Here is a 15,240-nt window from a genome sequence, read left to right as displayed (position 1 = left end):
CACTGCCCGTTCTATCAATTGCCCGTTCTTCCAAGCTTCGAGGCGTACCCGACTAAGAGGTGCACCAGCGGAGCGCGTCGCGGACGATCCCGGTCTTCCTGTTGGAGCCGGTCGACTGACCGAGACAAGCTTCAGCCGCGCCCTGCGGCCCTCCAGATCGTCCTGAACCGCTTCATGTCCCGCAGGTAGCGCGGCACGTCCCGCGCCGGCACCGGCCGGGGCCAGGCATCGGGGCGGAACCACGCGTCGGACCCTCCGTCGACGAAGATCACGCTTCCGCACAGGAAGTCTGCCGCCGGCGTGGTCATGAAGACGGCCCATGACGCGAGGGCGTCCGGGTCGCCGAACCCGCCGACGGGAACGGGGAAGGCCCGGATGTTGCGCGCCTCCGACGGGGTGGCGAGCTGCTTCTCCAGCAGCGGCGTCAGGATCGCTCCGGGGGCGAGCGCATTGAGGCGGATGCCCGCACCCGCCCACTCCGGCAGCACCGCGGTACGGCGTACCCAGTGGCTGAGCGCGATCTTGGACGCGGCGTACGCCCACGCTGCCCGCAGCTGGGGAATCCTGCCGACCCGGCGCGGAGCCAGATCGGCGTCGCCGGCCAGCAGCGCGCGGACCGCACGCCGGGGGACCATCGGCGTCGTGGTCGTGGAGTTGCTGGAGAAGACCACGACCTTCGCGTCGCCGGTCGCTGCCAGGGCCGGGCGCCATGTCTCCAGCAGCTCGGTCACGGCCAAGTAGTTCACCTGCAGGATCAGCCGCGGCACGTGGGAGCCGGGTGCCGGTCCGACACCGGCCGCCAGCACAGCACCGTCCAGCCGCCCGCCGCAGGCGTCCAGCACCTCGGTGGCCGCTCGCCGGCCGCCCGCGGCGTCTGACAGGTCCGCCGTGATCGTCGACTGCTGGATGTCCACGTCGATCACCCGGTGCCCGGCCGCGCGCAGCTGCGCCGTCACGGCGGCGCCCATCCCCGAGGCGGCACCGGTCACCGCGTATGTCTTCGGCCCGCTCATCGGGGTGCCATCCGCGGCGCGCCGTCCATCCGGAACACCTCGCCGTTCAGGTAGTCGTCCTTGATCTGGAAGGGCGTCAGCCGCGCGTACTCCTCCGGCCGGCTCAGCCGCGGAGGAAAGGGGACGCCGGCGGCCAGCCCGGCCCGGAACTCCTCCGAGACGGACGCGAGCATCGGGGTCTCCACGATCCCCGGCGCGATGGTGTTCAGCCGGATCCCCACCTGGGCGAGGTCGCGGGCCGCCGGCAGTCCGAGGCCGACCACCCCGCCCTTCGAGGCGGCGTACGCCGCCTGGCCGTCGGAAGCGGCTGTCGAAGCGGTGTTCACCACCACCCCGCGCTGCCCGTCGGCCTCGGGCACCGCGTCGGCGGACTCGACCGCGGCTGCCAGATCGAGGCCGTAGACCCGCGCGTCGCTTTCGGTGAGGGTCTGGGCGGTGGCGGCCCCGAGGCCCGAGGCGGCCGCGGTCGCCACCGCGGCGACGTCGGCGATCTGCATAGCGGAGGGCTCCTTCGAGTCGGGGACGGCGTCTCGTCGTACCGCTTGACCGGGCGGCCGTGACCTGCGGCTCCCGGTCGCCGGGAGCCGCGGCCGCTCCGGGGCGACCGGGCGATCCGGCCTCCCGTCCGCAGTCCCGGCCACTGGGAGCCGAGCCTTTGTGTGGTGGGGCTCACAGCCACGATGCGGCTCCTATTCAGAGGTACGTGATCTCACGGGATCGAGGAGCAGAGATGAGACTCAGCAAGGGCTTCAAGGCAGGCGTCATCGCCGTCAGCCTGGTCGCCGTCGCCGCCGGTTGTGCATCTTCGCGCAGCGGCGAGGACACGAGCCGCGGCGGCGCCACTGCTTCCTCCGCCGCCGCGAGCTTTGGCGACCTCGACTCCCCGTGCGGTGAGGGTGACGCCTCCGGTGCCACGGACCAGGGCGTCACGGATGCGTCGATCGCGATCGGCTACGGCGACGACCGTGGCTTCGTGTCCGCCCCCGGGCTGTCGCAGGAAGTCGGCGACGCGGTGGACGCGATGGTCAAGTGGTGCAACGCCCAAGGCGGGATCAACGGCCGTGAGCTCGTCGGTACCCGCTACGACGCCGCGATCAGCAACATGGTGCCGGTCATGAAGGAGGCATGCGGCAAGGAATTCATGCTCGTCGGCGACGGCTTCGCGAACGACTTCGCCGGTGACCCGGTGCGGGTGGCGTGCAAGCTGCCGCACGTGCCGGCGTTCACTGTGGGCGGCAACGCTGGCATGGGTGAACTGAAGGTCGAGCCGATGCCGTACCCGGCCGACCGCTACAACGCGGGCGGGCTGAAGGCAGCCATGGAGCTCATCCCCGAGCTCAAGGAGTCGGTCACCACCATCGGCACCGACGCCCCGGCGACGCAGGTCTCGAACTACAAGGTGAGCGCCGCGCTCGCCCAGCTGGGCAACGCCCCCAAGGACTGCGGAATCACCCTGCACATGGCTGGCGACTCGAGCTACGCGCCGTTGGCCCAGAAGCTCAAGGGCTGCGGCGTGAAGTCGTTCTTCAACGCCTACACGCCGTCGCCGCAGATCTTCGGCCTGCTGGAGGCCAACCAGCAGGCCGGCGTGAAGCTGCCGCAGTTCGCCGAGTCGCAGTGGTACGGCGTCGCGGGTGCGGGCTGGAACGCACAGACCAAGGCCGCCGACGGGCTCACGACGGCCCTGATGGTGCAGCCGCTGGAGAACGCCGACGTCAACGACGCGGTCGCGCAGTACAAGAAGATCGTCGAGGGCAACGGCGGGAAGACCGGCATGACGGGCGAGTTCGCCGCCTCCGCCTTCCTGCTCTGGGCCACCGCCGCGAAGGAGTGCGGCTCCGGCCTGACCCGCGGCTGCGTCATGGAGAACCTGGCGAAGGTCGAGAACTGGACCGCCGGTGGCCTGCAGGCCCCGACGAACCCTGGCGCCAACCTGCCGAGCGAGTGCGTGATGCTCGTGCAACTCACCGGTGGCACCTGGAAGCAGGTCTACCCGGAGACCCGCGGCGAGTTCTCCTGCGACCCCGCGAACGTGATCGACATGGACCCCGCGATCTCCGGAATCAAGATCACCAAGGATCGCAAGTTCGAGGCGTTCCTGCAGCAGTGACCGTTCCACGGCCGGCCCGGGAGGTGACAGCCTTTCGGGCCGGCCGACTCACCCCGGAAGGGTCCGCATGGAGATGTTCCTCACCTACACCGCCCTGGGGCTGGTCGTGGGCGCGATCTACGCCGTCGCGGCCTCGGGCCTGGTGCTGACGTACACCACCTCCGGAATCTTCAACTTCGCCCACGGTGCTCAGGCAATGATCGGCGCGTTCACCTTCTACCAGGTCAAGGTCGTCTGGGGGATACCGACCTGGCTGGCCCTCGGGCTGGTGCTGGGCGCGCTCGGGCCGACGATGGGCTGGCTGCTGCACACGCTGATCATGCGGCGGCTGAGCGACACGGAGATCGTCACCCGAGTCGTGGTGACGGTGGCGGTCCTGCTGGGCCTGGTGTCGCTCTCGCAATGGGTGTGGAACCCGCAGGAGGGCCGCGTACCCCCGATGCTCTTCGGCCCCGGCAGCACCGTGGACCTCCTCGGCGTGACCTTGCGCTACCACCAGCTGCTCTGCGTGGTGATCGCGGCCGCGCTCGCCGTCGTCCTGTGGTGGCTGTTCACCCGGACCCGGGTCGGCGTGCTGATGCGAGCCACCGTCGACGACCCGGAGCTGCTGAAGCTGTCGGGTCACGACCCCGACCGAATCTCCGGCACCGCCTGGATGATCGGTTCCACACTCGCCGTCCTGGCAGGGGTGCTGGTCACCCCCGTGATGGGCGGGACCCTGGAGGCGAACGCGCTGACGCTGCTGGTCGTCGACGCCTTCGCCGCAGCATTGTTCGGTCGCTTGCGCAGCATCCCGCTGACCTTCGCCGGCGCGGTGGTGCTGGGCCTCACCTCCACCTGGCTGATCGGCTACGCGCCCGCGGAGTGGACGTGGGTGGGCAACTTCCAGCGAGCGCTGCCCATGGTGGTGCTGTTCGTCGTGCTCCTGCTGCTGCCGCCGGAACGCTTGCGGGGGGCGGCGACACGCGCCCGGGAGCGCTACCGGACACCGCCGATCCGTCGCGCGGCCGTCTGGGCAGCGGTCTGCGTCGCCGGGCTGGCCGGATTCGGCGGCTTGATCTCCGATGCTCGGCTGGGGACGCTGCTGATCGGCATCTCGTTCGCTGTGATCGCGCTGTCGGTGGTGCTGCTGACCGGGTACGCCGGGGAGCTGAACCTCGCCGCGTTGGCCTTCGCCGCCGTGGCCACGCTGGTGGCGTACCACGTCGGCAGCGATGCGTCCGGCGGCGACGCCCGGCTCTCCCTCATCGGTGTGGTCGCCGGCGTCGTCGCCGCGGCGCTGGCCGGCACGCTGGTGGCGTTGCCCGCGCTGCGCCTGCGCGGGCTGTACCTGGCGCTGGCCAGCCTGGCGTTCGGCGGGATCGTCTCCGCGATGCTGCTGCGCGACACGACGCCGCGCACGGTGTTCGGACACACCTTCACCGTGTTTCCGAACGGCAACATCCTGATGCCGCCCCTGAAGGTGGGCTCCGTCGACCTGGCGGACGGCTCCACCTTCCTCTGGGTGGTCAGCGCGCTGTTCGCGGCGCTGGGGCTCGCGGTGGTCGCGCTGCGCAACAGCGGCTACGGGCGCCGGCTCGCGGCGATGAAGGACAGCCCGGCCGCCGCCGCGATGCTCGGGCAACGGCTGCTGTTGCTCAAGCTGAGCGTCTTCGCGCTCTCCACCGCGATCGCCGGCCTGGGCGGCATCTTCATGTCGATGGCCGTCACCTCGGTCTCCGCGGAGACCTTCGGCTTCACCGTCAGCCTGTCGCTGGTGATGATCACCGTGGTCTGCGGCATCGGCTACGTCTCCGGGGCACTCGTCGCCGGGCTGATCGCCGGTGCCGGGGTCGGGTCGATCCATCTCCTGCTGGGCGACGTGGCCATCACCCACCCCGAGTACCGGGACACCTTCGAGACCGTGAACCACCTGCTCCTGGTCGCGACCGCGCTCGTCGGCATCGGCGTCGCCAACGGCCCCAGTGGGTTCCTGCACGACGTCTTCGAGCGGCAACGCCGGCTCGCGCGGGTGCCGGTCCTGCGCTGGGGCGGGGTGGCGGCTCAGGTCGGTCTGCTGCTGGCTGCGTACGGCGGTCTGCTCGGGCCGGCGCTGCTGCTGTTCGTCAGCGTGGTGCTCTGGTCGGTGCTGCCCTCCGTGGCGGCGACGTGGTTCCCGGACGGGCCGGCCCGGGCGCGGCCGATACCCCTGGAGCTCGAGGGCATCGCGACCCCCAACACCCCCGTGCTGCGGCAACGCATCGACCGTGAGCTCGGCATCGAGACGGGGGCGGGCCATGTCCCTGCTTGAGACCCGAGGTGTCACCGTGAGGTTTGGCGGCAACCTGGCGCTGGACGACGTGAGCATCGCTCTGGCGCCGGGCGAGGTGACCGGCCTGATCGGTCCGAACGGCGCCGGGAAGACCACCCTCTTCAACGTCATCACCGGCATGCAGCCGGTCGCCGCGGGCAGCGTGCGCTTCCAGGGGAAGGACATCACCCGCTGGAGCCCCGGCCGGCGCGGCCGGACGGGCATGGCACGGACGTTCCAGCGCCTGGAGCTGTTCCTGTCGCTCAGCGTCCGGGACAACGTCCGGGTCGCCGGGGACATCGTGCGAGCCAACACCCGCCGGCGCTTCGACGTGGTGGCCGAGACCGAACGGATCCTGGCGCGCACCGGCCTGCTGGACGTCGCGAACCTCGACGTCTCCGCGCTGCCCACCGGCCGGGCCAGGGTCGTCGAGGTGGCCCGGGCACTGATGACGAGCCCCGTGCTGCTGCTCCTGGACGAGCCCGCGTCCGGGCAGACCGAGAGCGAGAGCGAGGCATTCGCCGCCCTGCTGTGGGAGATCGCCGCGGACGGCACCGCCGTGTGCCTGGTGGAGCACGACCTTCCTCTGGTGATGCAGACCTGCAGCACCATCCACGTGCTCGACCACGGCGGGCTCATCGCGAGCGGCGACCCAACCCACGTGCAGGCATCTCCCGCCGTGATCGAGGCCTACATCGGACAGGAGGCGACAGCATGAGCGAGCACGCGCCACCGCCCGCGCTGGAGCTCGTCGGGGCGCACGCCGCCTACGGCGACATCGAGGTCCTGCACGGTGTCGACCTGACCGTCCCCTCCGGCGCGGTGGTGGCCCTGCTGGGGCCCAACGGGGCGGGGAAGTCGACGACGATGAAGGCACTCAACGGTCAGGTGCCGTTGAGTGCCGGCCGGCTCCGGATCGCCGGCCGCGACGTCACCGGCATCTCGGCCGTGGCGGTGGCCGCCCTCGGCGTCTGCACCATCCCGGAGGGACGGGGCGTGTTCGCCAACCTCACCGTCCGGGAGAACCTCATGGTGGCCGCGGGGCACCGCGCGACGCCGGCGGAAATGGAGGCGGCGGCCTACGCCCGGTTCCCGAAACTGGGGGATCGCCGGAGCCAGCTGGCCGGCTCCCTGTCCGGCGGTGAGCAGCAGATGCTGGCGCTGTCCCGCGCGCTGGGCACCGACCCCTCCGTGCTGCTGCTTGACGAGCTCTCGATGGGGCTCGCGCCGATGATCGTCTCGGAGATGTACGCCGTCGTCGCCGGCCTGGCGGGCGAAGGGATCACCGTGCTGCTCGCCGAGCAGTTCGCGCGCATCGTGCTGCCGCTGGCCGACACGGCCGTGCTCATGGTCAACGGCCGGGTGGTGCGCACCGGCGCGCCCGCCGATCTCGAAGAAGCACTCACAACCACTTACCTGGGAGGCTGACATGCCCACCGAGACCCCCACCACCGTGCCTGCCGGACAGCAGCCCGCGGTGCGCCGCGACGAGTTCGAGAAGGCCGTCTCCGAGCACCGCCTGAAGGGGACCGGCTCGTCCGGTGACAAGCTGCTGCTCGTGCTCGGGGCGCTGCTGATGACCGGAGGTGTCATCGGGGCGTTCGTGCAGTACCAGGTGACGCTCTCGCAGGACGACGCCCGCGACATCGCGTCCACCCAGGTGCTGGCGATCGCGCTGCTGGCCCTGGCAGTGGTGGGCGCCGCGCTGTTCGTCACCGGCTCCCTGACCCGGGTGCTGCGGCTGTGGCTGCTGCGCCAGCTGCTGGAGAACCGCACGCGCGACGAGCGGCTGACCCCGCTGCTCGACGGTGTGTCCGGCCAGCGGGAACTCCTCTGACGGTTCCTGGGCGGATTCCTAGGTTCGCCGCACACCATCCGTCGTCGAACCAGGAGTCCCAATGACCACCGACGTGGCCGCCGACCCCGACCCCGACCTCCGGACCTTCGCCGACGTCGTGCGCCTGCGCCACGGCGACGAGAAGGCGGGGCTGCGCTTCGAGGGAGCCCGCTGGACCTGGGGCGAGATCGTCCAGGAGGGGGCCGACCGCGCTGCCTACCTGGCGTCCCTGCCGCGACCGACGGGACGCCACGTGCACGTCGGGGTCCTGCTCGACAACGTCCCCGACTTCGTGTTCTGGGCCGCCGCCACCGGTCTGTCCGGAGCGGTCCTGGTCGGCATCAACTCCAGTCGCAGTGCGACCGAGCTGGCCGTTGACATCCTTCACGCCGACGTCGACCTCATCATCACCGAGGGCAGGTGGCGGCACCTGGTGGACGGCCAGGACCACGGAGTCCCGGCCGAGCGGATCCACGACGTCGACACCCCGGCGTACGCGGAACTCCTGGACGGCTTGCGGGGCGCCGCGCTGCCCGACGTACGGCCGGACCCGGAGGACATCTACGCCCTGATGTACAGCTCCGGCTCCACCGGCGCCCCGAAGGCCGTCATCCTCGGTCAGGGTCGCCTGGCCCGGGCCACTCCGGTGCTGACCGGCCGCGTCGAGCTGCGTCGCGACTCGGTGACCTATCTGTGCATGCCGCTGTTCCACGGCAACTCGCTGATGATGAACCTGGTCGCCGCGATGTACGTCGGCGCCCAGGTCGCGATGGTGCGCCGGTTCTCCGCCTCGCGCTTCGCCGACGACGTGGTCCGGCTCGGCGCAACCTACGTCAACTACGTCGGCCGGGCCCTGTCGTACGTCCTCGCCCACCCCGAGCGCCCCGAGGACTCCGGGTCGCGGCTGGAGCTCGCCTTCGGCACCGAGGCCTCGGAAGCCGACGTACAGCGCTTCGGGGACCGGTTCGGTTGCCGGGTGCTGGAGGGCTACGGCCTCTCGGAGGGCGTCTTCCGGATCAACCGCACGCCCGACACCCCGGCCGGCTCCCTCGGGCTTCCCGCGGGCGGCGCCGACGTCCGGGTGCTCTCGGAGGCGGACGGCACCGAGTGCCCGCGCGCGGTCTTCGACGCCACCGGGCGCCTTACCAATCCCGAGGCCGTGGGTCAGATCGTCGCCGTCGGGCTCGCGCACACCTTCGAGGGCTACTACAAGAACCACGCGGCCCACGCCGACCGGGTCAGGGGCGACGACTTCTGGTCCGGCGATCTGGCCTACCGGGACGCCGACGGCTTCTTCTACTTCGCCGGACGGTCCTCGGACTGGATCCGGGTGGACTCGGAGAACTTCGCCGCCGCGCAGGTGGAGCGGGTGCTCCAACGTCATCCGGCGGTCGCCGGTGCACCGGTCTTCGCGGTCCCGGACCCGGTCACCGGGGATCGCGTGATGGCCTGCCTGGAGCTGCGCCCCGGTGCGGAGCTGGACCCGGTCGAGTTCGGCGGGTTCCTCGCCGCCCAGCAGGACATGGGCGCGAAGTGGTGGCCCACGTTCCTGCGGGTCGTCGATGCCCTGCCGCTCACCGGGAGCGGCAAGGTCGACAAGGCGCCGCTGCGCCACGCTGCGTGGGACACCTCCGATCCGGTGTTCGTCCGGGTCGGGCGAACCCCCTTGTACCAGCCGTTCACCGCCGCTGAACGCCACACGCTGGAGGGTGAGTTCGCCGCGCACGGCCGGACCGCCCACCTGCCCGCGCCCGCGGACAGCCGAGCAGACCTGGAGAGACGATGAGCGACGAGACCGAGGTCGTCACCTACGAGACCCGCGGGCCGGTGGCCGTGGTCATGCTGAACCGCCCGGAGTACAGCAACGCCCAGAACTCGAAGGTCACCTATGCCCTCGACGCGGCGTTCTTCCGCGCCGTGAACGACGACTCCGTCAAGGTGATCGTGCTCGGCGGCCACGGCAAGCACTTCTGCGGTGGGCACGACATCGGCACGCCGGACCGCGACGTCGACGTGTCCTTCGACCGCAAAGCCGTGATCTGGTACGACCACGTCGGCAAGGAAGGTGTGGACTCGCGCTTCGCCCGCGAGTCCGAGGTCTACCTGGGTATGTGCCGACGCTGGCACGAGATGCCCAAGCCGATGATCGCGATGGTGCAGGGTGCCTGCATCGCCGGCGGCCTGATGCTGGCCTGGTCGGCCGACTTCATCATGGCCTCCGACGACGCGTTCTTCTCCGACCCGGTGGTCCGGATGGGCATCCCCGGGGTGGAGTACTTCGCCCATCCTTTCGTGATGAACCCGCGGGCCGCCAAGGAGTTGCTCTACACCGGCGGTCGTTTCGACGCCCAGCGCGCCAGGGAGCTCGGCATGGTCAACCACGTCGTGCCGCGCGCGGAGCTGGAGGACGCGGTGATGGCGATGGCCGAGCGGATCGCCGAGATGCCGCGGCTGGGCCTGACGCTGACCAAGAAGGCGATCAACCAGTGCGAGGACCTGATGGGCATGCGGGCCGGTATGGACTCCGTCTTCGGCCTGCACCACGCCGCCCATGCCCACAACGCCGAGGTCGAGGCCGACTCGCTCGCCGGGCTGGACGCCCGCGCGATGGCGCGCGCCAACAAGGCCGCGGACGGTGCGGCATGACCCTGGGGCTGAGTGCCGCGGAGGAGGCGTTCCGGGCCGAGGCGAGAGGCTGGCTCCGCGCGAACTCCCCAGGTCGGCTGCCGTCGATGGACACCCGGGAAGGGGCGGCCGCCCACCGCGCCTGGGAGGCGACCCTGGCCGAGGCGGGCTGGTCGGTGGTCTCCTGGCCGGCCGAGTACGGAGGTCGCGGTGCCGGCCTGACCGAGTGGGTGCTCTTCGAGGAGGAGTACTACCTGGCCGGCTGCCCGACGCGGATCGCGCAGAACGGCATCTCGCTGCTTGCCCCGATCATCTTCGAGCACGGGACGGAGCAGCAGAAGCGGGTGTACCTGCCGTCGATGGCTGACGGCTCCCAGGTCTGGGCCCAGGCCTGGTCGGAGCCGGAAGCCGGCAGCGACTTGGCCGGCATCCGTAGCCGCGCGGTGCGGGACGAGGGACGGGGTGGCTGGATCCTCAACGGCCAGAAGACCTGGAGCTCCCGCGCGTCCTTCGCCAACCGAGGCTTCGGGCTGTTCCGGACCGATCCTGGGGCCCAGCGGCACGCCGGCCTCACCTACTTCCTGTTCCCGCTGGACGCCGACGGGATCACGGTCCGTCCCATCTTGCAGCTCGACGGCGATCCGGGCTTCGCCGAGATCTTCTTCTCCGACGTGTTCGTCCCGGACACCGACGTGCTCGGCGGAGTCGGTGACGGCTGGCGGGTGGCGATGAGCACCGCCGGCAACGAGCGGGGCCTCTCACTGCGATCGCCGGGCCGGTTCTGCGCCGCGGCGGACCGGCTGGTCGCGCTCTGGCTCGAACGTGGCGAGGCGGTGCCCGCCGCGCGAGACGCGGTCGTGGACGCCTGGATCCGCGCCGAGGCGTACCGGCTCTACACCTGGCAGACGGTCACCCACGTCGAGGCCGGCGGCAGCGTCGGCCCGGAGGGCAGCCTCAACAAGATTTTCTGGTCCGAGCTGGACCTGGACCTGCACGAGACCGCGCTGGGCCTGCTGGGCGCCGATGGGGAACTCCGCGGTCCGGAGGCGCCCGCCGAAGGGGCGTGGACCGACGGCCACCTCTTCGCCCTGGCCGGGCCGATCTACGCCGGCACCAACCAGATCCAGCGCAACATCGTCGCCGAGCGGGTCCTCGGCCTGCCCCGCGGCGACAGCGGGAGGGCACGATGAGATTCGGAACCACTGCTGAGCAGCGGGCCTTCGCCGCCGTCCTGCACGACCTGCTCAAGGGCGCCGAGACGCCCGCGGTGGCCCGGGCCTGGGCGAGCGGCGACACCGGCCCCGGCGAGGCGCTGTGGGGGGAGCTGAGCGCGCTTGGTCTGCCGGCCCTCCTGGTCGGCGAGGAGCACGGCGGGATCGCAGCCGGACCGGTCGACCTGGCGGTCGCGTTCCGCGTCCTCGGCCGGCACGCCGTACCCGGTCCCTGGGCCGAGACGGCGGGCTTCGCGCCGGTGCTGCTGCGAGGCGTCGACGGCAGTGGGGACCTGCTCGGGGCCGTCGCCGCGGGCCGCAGCCGGATCGCGGCCGCGGTCGAGGAGCTCTCACCGCGGGCCGGCGACACTCGCGGCACGGACGTCGCCCTGCTGGTCCGGGGCACCGGGGTGCACCGGGCCGCGGTCGGCACCAGCTACCGGTCGGTCGACGCCACCCGGACGCCGGCCGACCTGGTCGCCGAGAGCCTGCTCGGGGACGCCGGAACCGACGTGGCCCGAGCCGTCGATCACGCCGCGCTCGCCACCGCGGCCCAGCTGCTCGGCGCCGGTGAGCGGTTGCTCGCCGACGCCGTCGACCACGTGCGGGTCCGGACCCAGTTCGGCCGGCCCGTCGGCGAGTTCCAGGCCGTCAAGCACCTGATGGCCGACGTGAAGGTGGGTCTGGAGTTCGCCGCGCCGCTCGTCCACGGCGCCGCCCTGGCCCTCGACGCCGTCGACGAGAACGCTCCGCGGGCCGTCTCCGCCGCCAAGGTCACCGCGACCGACGCCGCCTGGCGGGCCGCGCGCACGGCGCTCCAGGTGCACGGTGCGATTGGCTACACCCTCGAGCACGACCTCAGCCTCTGGTTTACCAAGGTCCGCGCCCTGTCGTCGGCTTGGGGCACGCAGGACTTCCACCGCGGTCGGGTGCTGACCGCCCTGGTGGGTGATCGGCGATGAGGTTCGGCCTCGACGAGGACCAGGAGGAACTGGTCCGCACCGTCCGGCAGGTACTGAGCCGGCGGGGCGACGTCTCCGCGGGGCTCGGACCGGCCGACCCGTACACCCACGACGAGGTGCTCTGGGCACAGCTCTGCGAGCAGGTCGGGGTGTGCGCCCTCGCGGTGCCCGAGGAGTACGGCGGAGCCGGCGCCAGCAGTTTCGAGACCCACCTGGTACTGGAGACACTCGGCGGCCCGCTGACCCCGAGCCCGCTGTTGCCGACCGGGGTGCTGACGGTGCAGGCGCTGCTCGCCGCCGCCGCCCACCCGGGCAGCGCAGGGGAGCGGGCCCGGACCGCAGCGGCCCGGATCCTGCCGGCGATCGCGGCGGGAGCGCAGCTCGGCACGGTCGCGTGGGCGGGCCTGACCAGTGCCGGAGGCGACGAGGCGGGCGCGCTCACCGCGACAGAGGACGGCGGCTGGACCGTGACCGGCCGGGTCGGCCTGGTCCTCGGAGCCGGCACCGGCGTCCTGCTGGCCGTGGCCGCGACCCCCGGGGGACCGGCGCTCTTCGAGGTCACCGATGGTGCCGGCTGGCGGCCCGCGGCCGCTCTCGACCAGTCCGTCGAGGTATCCGCCGTCGAGCTCGCTTCGACTCCGGCCACGCTGCTGAGCGACGCCCCCCAAGCGATTCGCCGGCTCCGCAACCACGCCACTGTGGCTCTCACCGCTCTCCAGGTCGGCGGCGCCCGGGCGGCCCTGGACCGGACCGTCCGCCACCTCACCGAGCGGCACCAGTTCGGCCGCCCGCTGGGCTCGTTCCAAGCCCTCAAGCACCGGGTCGCCGACCTGCTGGTGCTCCTCGAGGCCGGCAGTTCCGCCAGCTGGTCGGCTGCCTGGGCGGTCGCCCGGCAGGCCCCGGACGCCGCCCGGCAGACCGCGGTCGCCAAGGCCTGGTGCTCCGAGATGTTCAGCGCCGTGGCGGGCGAGATGATCCAGCTGCACGGCGGCATCGGCATCACCTGGGAGCACGAGGCGCACCGCTACTTCAAGCGCGCCCACCTCACCGGTCAGTTGCTCGGTGCGGCCCGGCAGCACCGTCGCGCCCTGCTCTTCCAGGACCCGTCGTGATCCACCACGTCGGGATCACCGTCAGCGACATGACCCGGTCGCTGCGCTTCTACGCCGACCTGCTCGGCGGGGCCGTCGACGGCCCGTACGAGCGCAGCGGCCCGCGCATCGACGCGGTCACCGGCTACCCCGGCATCGTGGTGCGGCAGGCCTTCGTGACCCCGCCCGATGGCACCGCGGTCGTCGAGCTGCTCCAGTACGACGGCGGCTCGGACATGGTGGTCGACCCTGACAACGGCCACGCCGGCGCGGCCCACGTGGCGCTCGCCGTGACCGACCTCGACGGGCTGCTGGCCCGGCTGATGGCCCGCGGCGTCCCGGCGCTCTCCGCCCCGATCACCCTCTCGACCCCACTTGCCGGCTACCGGGCCGTCTACGTCCTCGACCCGGACCGGGTGCGGGTGGAGCTGCTCGAGCCGCCGTGCTCGCCGACCGCGTGACCCCGACCAGAGAAGGAGGAGGCGTGGCCGACAAGACCATGCCGCTCGAGGAGCTCAGTACGCACCTCGAGTCCGGAATGACCATCGGCGTAGGAGGCTGGGGGTCGCGACGCAAGCCGATGGCGCTGATCCGCGAGATCCTGCGCAGCGACCTGAAGGACCTGACCGTGGTCAGCTACGGGGGTCCCGAGGTGGGCCTGCTGTGCGCGGCCGGCAAGGTGCGCAAGGCGGTGTACGGCTTCGTTTCGCTGGACAGCATCCCGCTCGACCCGCATTTCCGCTCCGCTCGTGAGAACGGCCGCATCGAGGTCGAGGAGTACGACGAGGGCATGTTTCTGGCCGGCCTGCGCGCCGGCGCCGCGCGGCTGTCTTTCACCCCGACCCGCGCCGGCCTGGAGAGCGGCGTCCTGGACATGAACCCGCGGCTGAGGCTGATCGAGTCGCCCTACGACGACGACGTCTACGTGGCGATGCCGGGACTGCGGACGGATGTCTCGTTGATCCACCTCAACCGCGCCGACGCGGCGGGCAACGGTCAGTACCTCGGCGCGGACCCGTACTTCGACGACCTGTTCGCCCAGGCCGCGGACAAGACGTTCCTGAGCGTCGAGAAGGTGGTCCCGACCGCCGAGCTCACCGCGACCGCGCCGGTCCAGTCGCTGCTGGTCAGCCGGATCTTCGTCGACGGCGTCATCGAGACCCCGAACGGCGCCCACTTCACCTCCTGCGAGCCCGACCACGGCCGGGACGAGGCGTTCCAGCGGGTCTACGCCGACTCCGGCAAGGACGCGGCCGGGTGGCAGGCGTTCCACGACCGGTTCCTCTCCGGGTCCGAGACCGACTACCAGGCCGCCGTCATGGCCTTCGCGAAGGAGGGCTCCCGGTGAGGGTCACCCGTGCCGAGATCTGCGTCGTCGCTTGTTCGGACGCCTGGCGCGACGCCGGCGAGAAGCTGGCACACGGGGTGGGCACCATCCCCGCGATCGGCGTCCGGCTGGCGAAGCTGACCCACAACCCCGACCTCGTCGTCGGCGACGGCGAGTCGTTCTTCATGAGCGAGCCGCCGCCGCTGGGCCGCAGCGCCGCCCACGGCGGCCAGATCGAGGGGTGGGCGCCGTACCGCCGGATCTTCGAGGTGGTCAACTCGGGTCGCCGCCAGTCGATGATGGGCGGTAGTCAGATCGACCAGTGGGGCAACCAGAACATCTCCGCCATCGGCGACTGGCGGCGGCCCAAGCGGCAGCTGATCGGGGTGCGCGGCGCCCCCGGCAACACCGTCAACCACCGGGTCGACTACTGGGTGGCCCGGCACGACGTCCGGGTCTTCGTCGAGGCCGTCGACATCGTCTCCGGGGTCGGCAACGACCGGGCACGGGCACACCGCTCGACTGCGTTGCGCTATCACGAGCTCGGCCTGGTCATCACCAACCTGGCCGTCCTCGACTACGCCGGGGACGGCCGGCTGAAGGTCCGGTCGTTCCACCCCGGTGTCACCGCCGAGGACGTGCAGGCGGCCACCGGCTTCGACATCGACGTCTCCACGGACGCGGTCACCCGGGAACCGACCGCGGAGGAGCGGGAGCTGATCCGCACGGTGATCGATCCCGGCAACCTCCGGGACCGAGAGGTCCGGGGCTGAG

Annotated in this window: 15 protein-coding genes; 13 read left to right on the top strand and 2 right to left on the bottom strand. The window is 71.7% G+C overall.

Annotation, left to right across the window (positions count from 1 at the left end; all coding sequences use genetic code 11):
- Positions 1-131 precede the first annotated feature (131 nt).
- Positions 132-1,013, bottom strand: a complete 882-nt coding sequence (locus tag ACZ6TI_RS35315; RefSeq protein ID WP_465349564.1) for an SDR family oxidoreductase — start codon at positions 1,011-1,013, stop codon at positions 132-134.
- On the bottom strand, positions 1,010-1,510 hold the full coding sequence (locus ACZ6TI_RS35310; RefSeq protein WP_465349563.1) for an SDR family NAD(P)-dependent oxidoreductase: 501 nt from the start codon (positions 1,508-1,510) through the stop codon (positions 1,010-1,012). The genes ACZ6TI_RS35315 and ACZ6TI_RS35310 overlap by 4 nt, the downstream gene beginning before the upstream one ends.
- Positions 1,511-1,743: 233 nt before the next feature.
- On the opposite strand from ACZ6TI_RS35310, the gene ACZ6TI_RS35305 reads away from it, so the two are divergent.
- The 13 genes from ACZ6TI_RS35305 to ACZ6TI_RS35245 all read left to right on the top strand — a co-directional run bounded on the left by ACZ6TI_RS35305 (position 1,744) and on the right by ACZ6TI_RS35245 (position 15,239).
- Positions 1,744-3,123, top strand: a complete 1,380-nt coding sequence (locus tag ACZ6TI_RS35305) for an ABC transporter substrate-binding protein (RefSeq protein WP_465349562.1) — start codon at positions 1,744-1,746, stop codon at positions 3,121-3,123.
- 67 nt (positions 3,124-3,190) lie between these two features.
- Positions 3,191-5,413: a branched-chain amino acid ABC transporter permease gene (locus ACZ6TI_RS35300; protein ID WP_465349561.1), complete on the top strand. Its 2,223-nt coding sequence runs from the start codon at positions 3,191-3,193 to the stop codon at positions 5,411-5,413.
- 16 nt (positions 5,414-5,429) lie between these two features.
- On the top strand, positions 5,430-6,131 hold the full coding sequence (locus tag ACZ6TI_RS35295; protein ID WP_465349560.1) for an ABC transporter ATP-binding protein: 702 nt from the start codon (positions 5,430-5,432) through the stop codon (positions 6,129-6,131).
- Positions 6,128-6,841 (top strand): ABC transporter ATP-binding protein, encoded by a 714-nt coding sequence (locus ACZ6TI_RS35290; RefSeq protein WP_465349559.1) that lies wholly within the window; start codon positions 6,128-6,130, stop codon positions 6,839-6,841. Before ACZ6TI_RS35295 ends, ACZ6TI_RS35290 begins: the two co-directional genes overlap by 4 nt.
- A gap of 1 nt (position 6,842) precedes the next feature.
- Positions 6,843-7,250, top strand: coding sequence for a hypothetical protein (locus tag ACZ6TI_RS35285; RefSeq protein WP_465349558.1), 408 nt, complete (start codon positions 6,843-6,845; stop codon positions 7,248-7,250).
- A gap of 61 nt (positions 7,251-7,311) precedes the next feature.
- A complete protein-coding gene (locus ACZ6TI_RS35280) occupies positions 7,312-9,036 on the top strand; it encodes an AMP-binding protein (protein WP_465349557.1) in 1,725 nt (574 codons plus the stop codon).
- Positions 9,033-9,896: an enoyl-CoA hydratase gene (locus tag ACZ6TI_RS35275; RefSeq protein WP_465349556.1), complete on the top strand. Its 864-nt coding sequence runs from the start codon at positions 9,033-9,035 to the stop codon at positions 9,894-9,896. The genes ACZ6TI_RS35280 and ACZ6TI_RS35275 overlap by 4 nt, the downstream gene beginning before the upstream one ends.
- Positions 9,893-11,065: an acyl-CoA dehydrogenase family protein gene (locus ACZ6TI_RS35270; protein ID WP_465349555.1), complete on the top strand. Its 1,173-nt coding sequence runs from the start codon at positions 9,893-9,895 to the stop codon at positions 11,063-11,065. Before ACZ6TI_RS35275 ends, ACZ6TI_RS35270 begins: the two co-directional genes overlap by 4 nt.
- Positions 11,062-12,048 carry an acyl-CoA dehydrogenase family protein gene (locus ACZ6TI_RS35265; protein WP_465349554.1) on the top strand — a complete coding sequence of 329 codons (987 nt, stop codon included), beginning with the start codon at positions 11,062-11,064 and terminating at the stop codon, positions 12,046-12,048. Before ACZ6TI_RS35270 ends, ACZ6TI_RS35265 begins: the two co-directional genes overlap by 4 nt.
- The gene (locus ACZ6TI_RS35260) at positions 12,045-13,160 is read left to right on the top strand and encodes an acyl-CoA dehydrogenase family protein (protein ID WP_465349553.1); all 1,116 of its coding nucleotides are present in this window, start codon (positions 12,045-12,047) and stop codon (positions 13,158-13,160) included. The genes ACZ6TI_RS35265 and ACZ6TI_RS35260 overlap by 4 nt, the downstream gene beginning before the upstream one ends.
- Complete coding sequence (locus ACZ6TI_RS35255; RefSeq protein WP_465349552.1) at positions 13,157-13,600, top strand: VOC family protein; 444 nt, start codon at positions 13,157-13,159, stop codon at positions 13,598-13,600. Before ACZ6TI_RS35260 ends, ACZ6TI_RS35255 begins: the two co-directional genes overlap by 4 nt.
- 23 nt (positions 13,601-13,623) lie before the next feature.
- The gene (locus tag ACZ6TI_RS35250; protein WP_465349551.1) at positions 13,624-14,487 is read left to right on the top strand and encodes a CoA transferase subunit A; all 864 of its coding nucleotides are present in this window, start codon (positions 13,624-13,626) and stop codon (positions 14,485-14,487) included.
- Positions 14,484-15,239 carry a CoA-transferase subunit beta gene (locus tag ACZ6TI_RS35245; RefSeq protein ID WP_465349550.1) on the top strand — a complete coding sequence of 252 codons (756 nt, stop codon included), beginning with the start codon at positions 14,484-14,486 and terminating at the stop codon, positions 15,237-15,239. Before ACZ6TI_RS35250 ends, ACZ6TI_RS35245 begins: the two co-directional genes overlap by 4 nt.
- Position 15,240: the final 1 nt, after the last annotated feature.

Source organism: Actinoplanes sp. NPDC051388 (genome assembly GCF_055586225.1).
The sequence above is the reverse complement of the archived record's forward strand: the minus strand, read 5'-3'. Positions and strand labels throughout refer to the sequence as shown.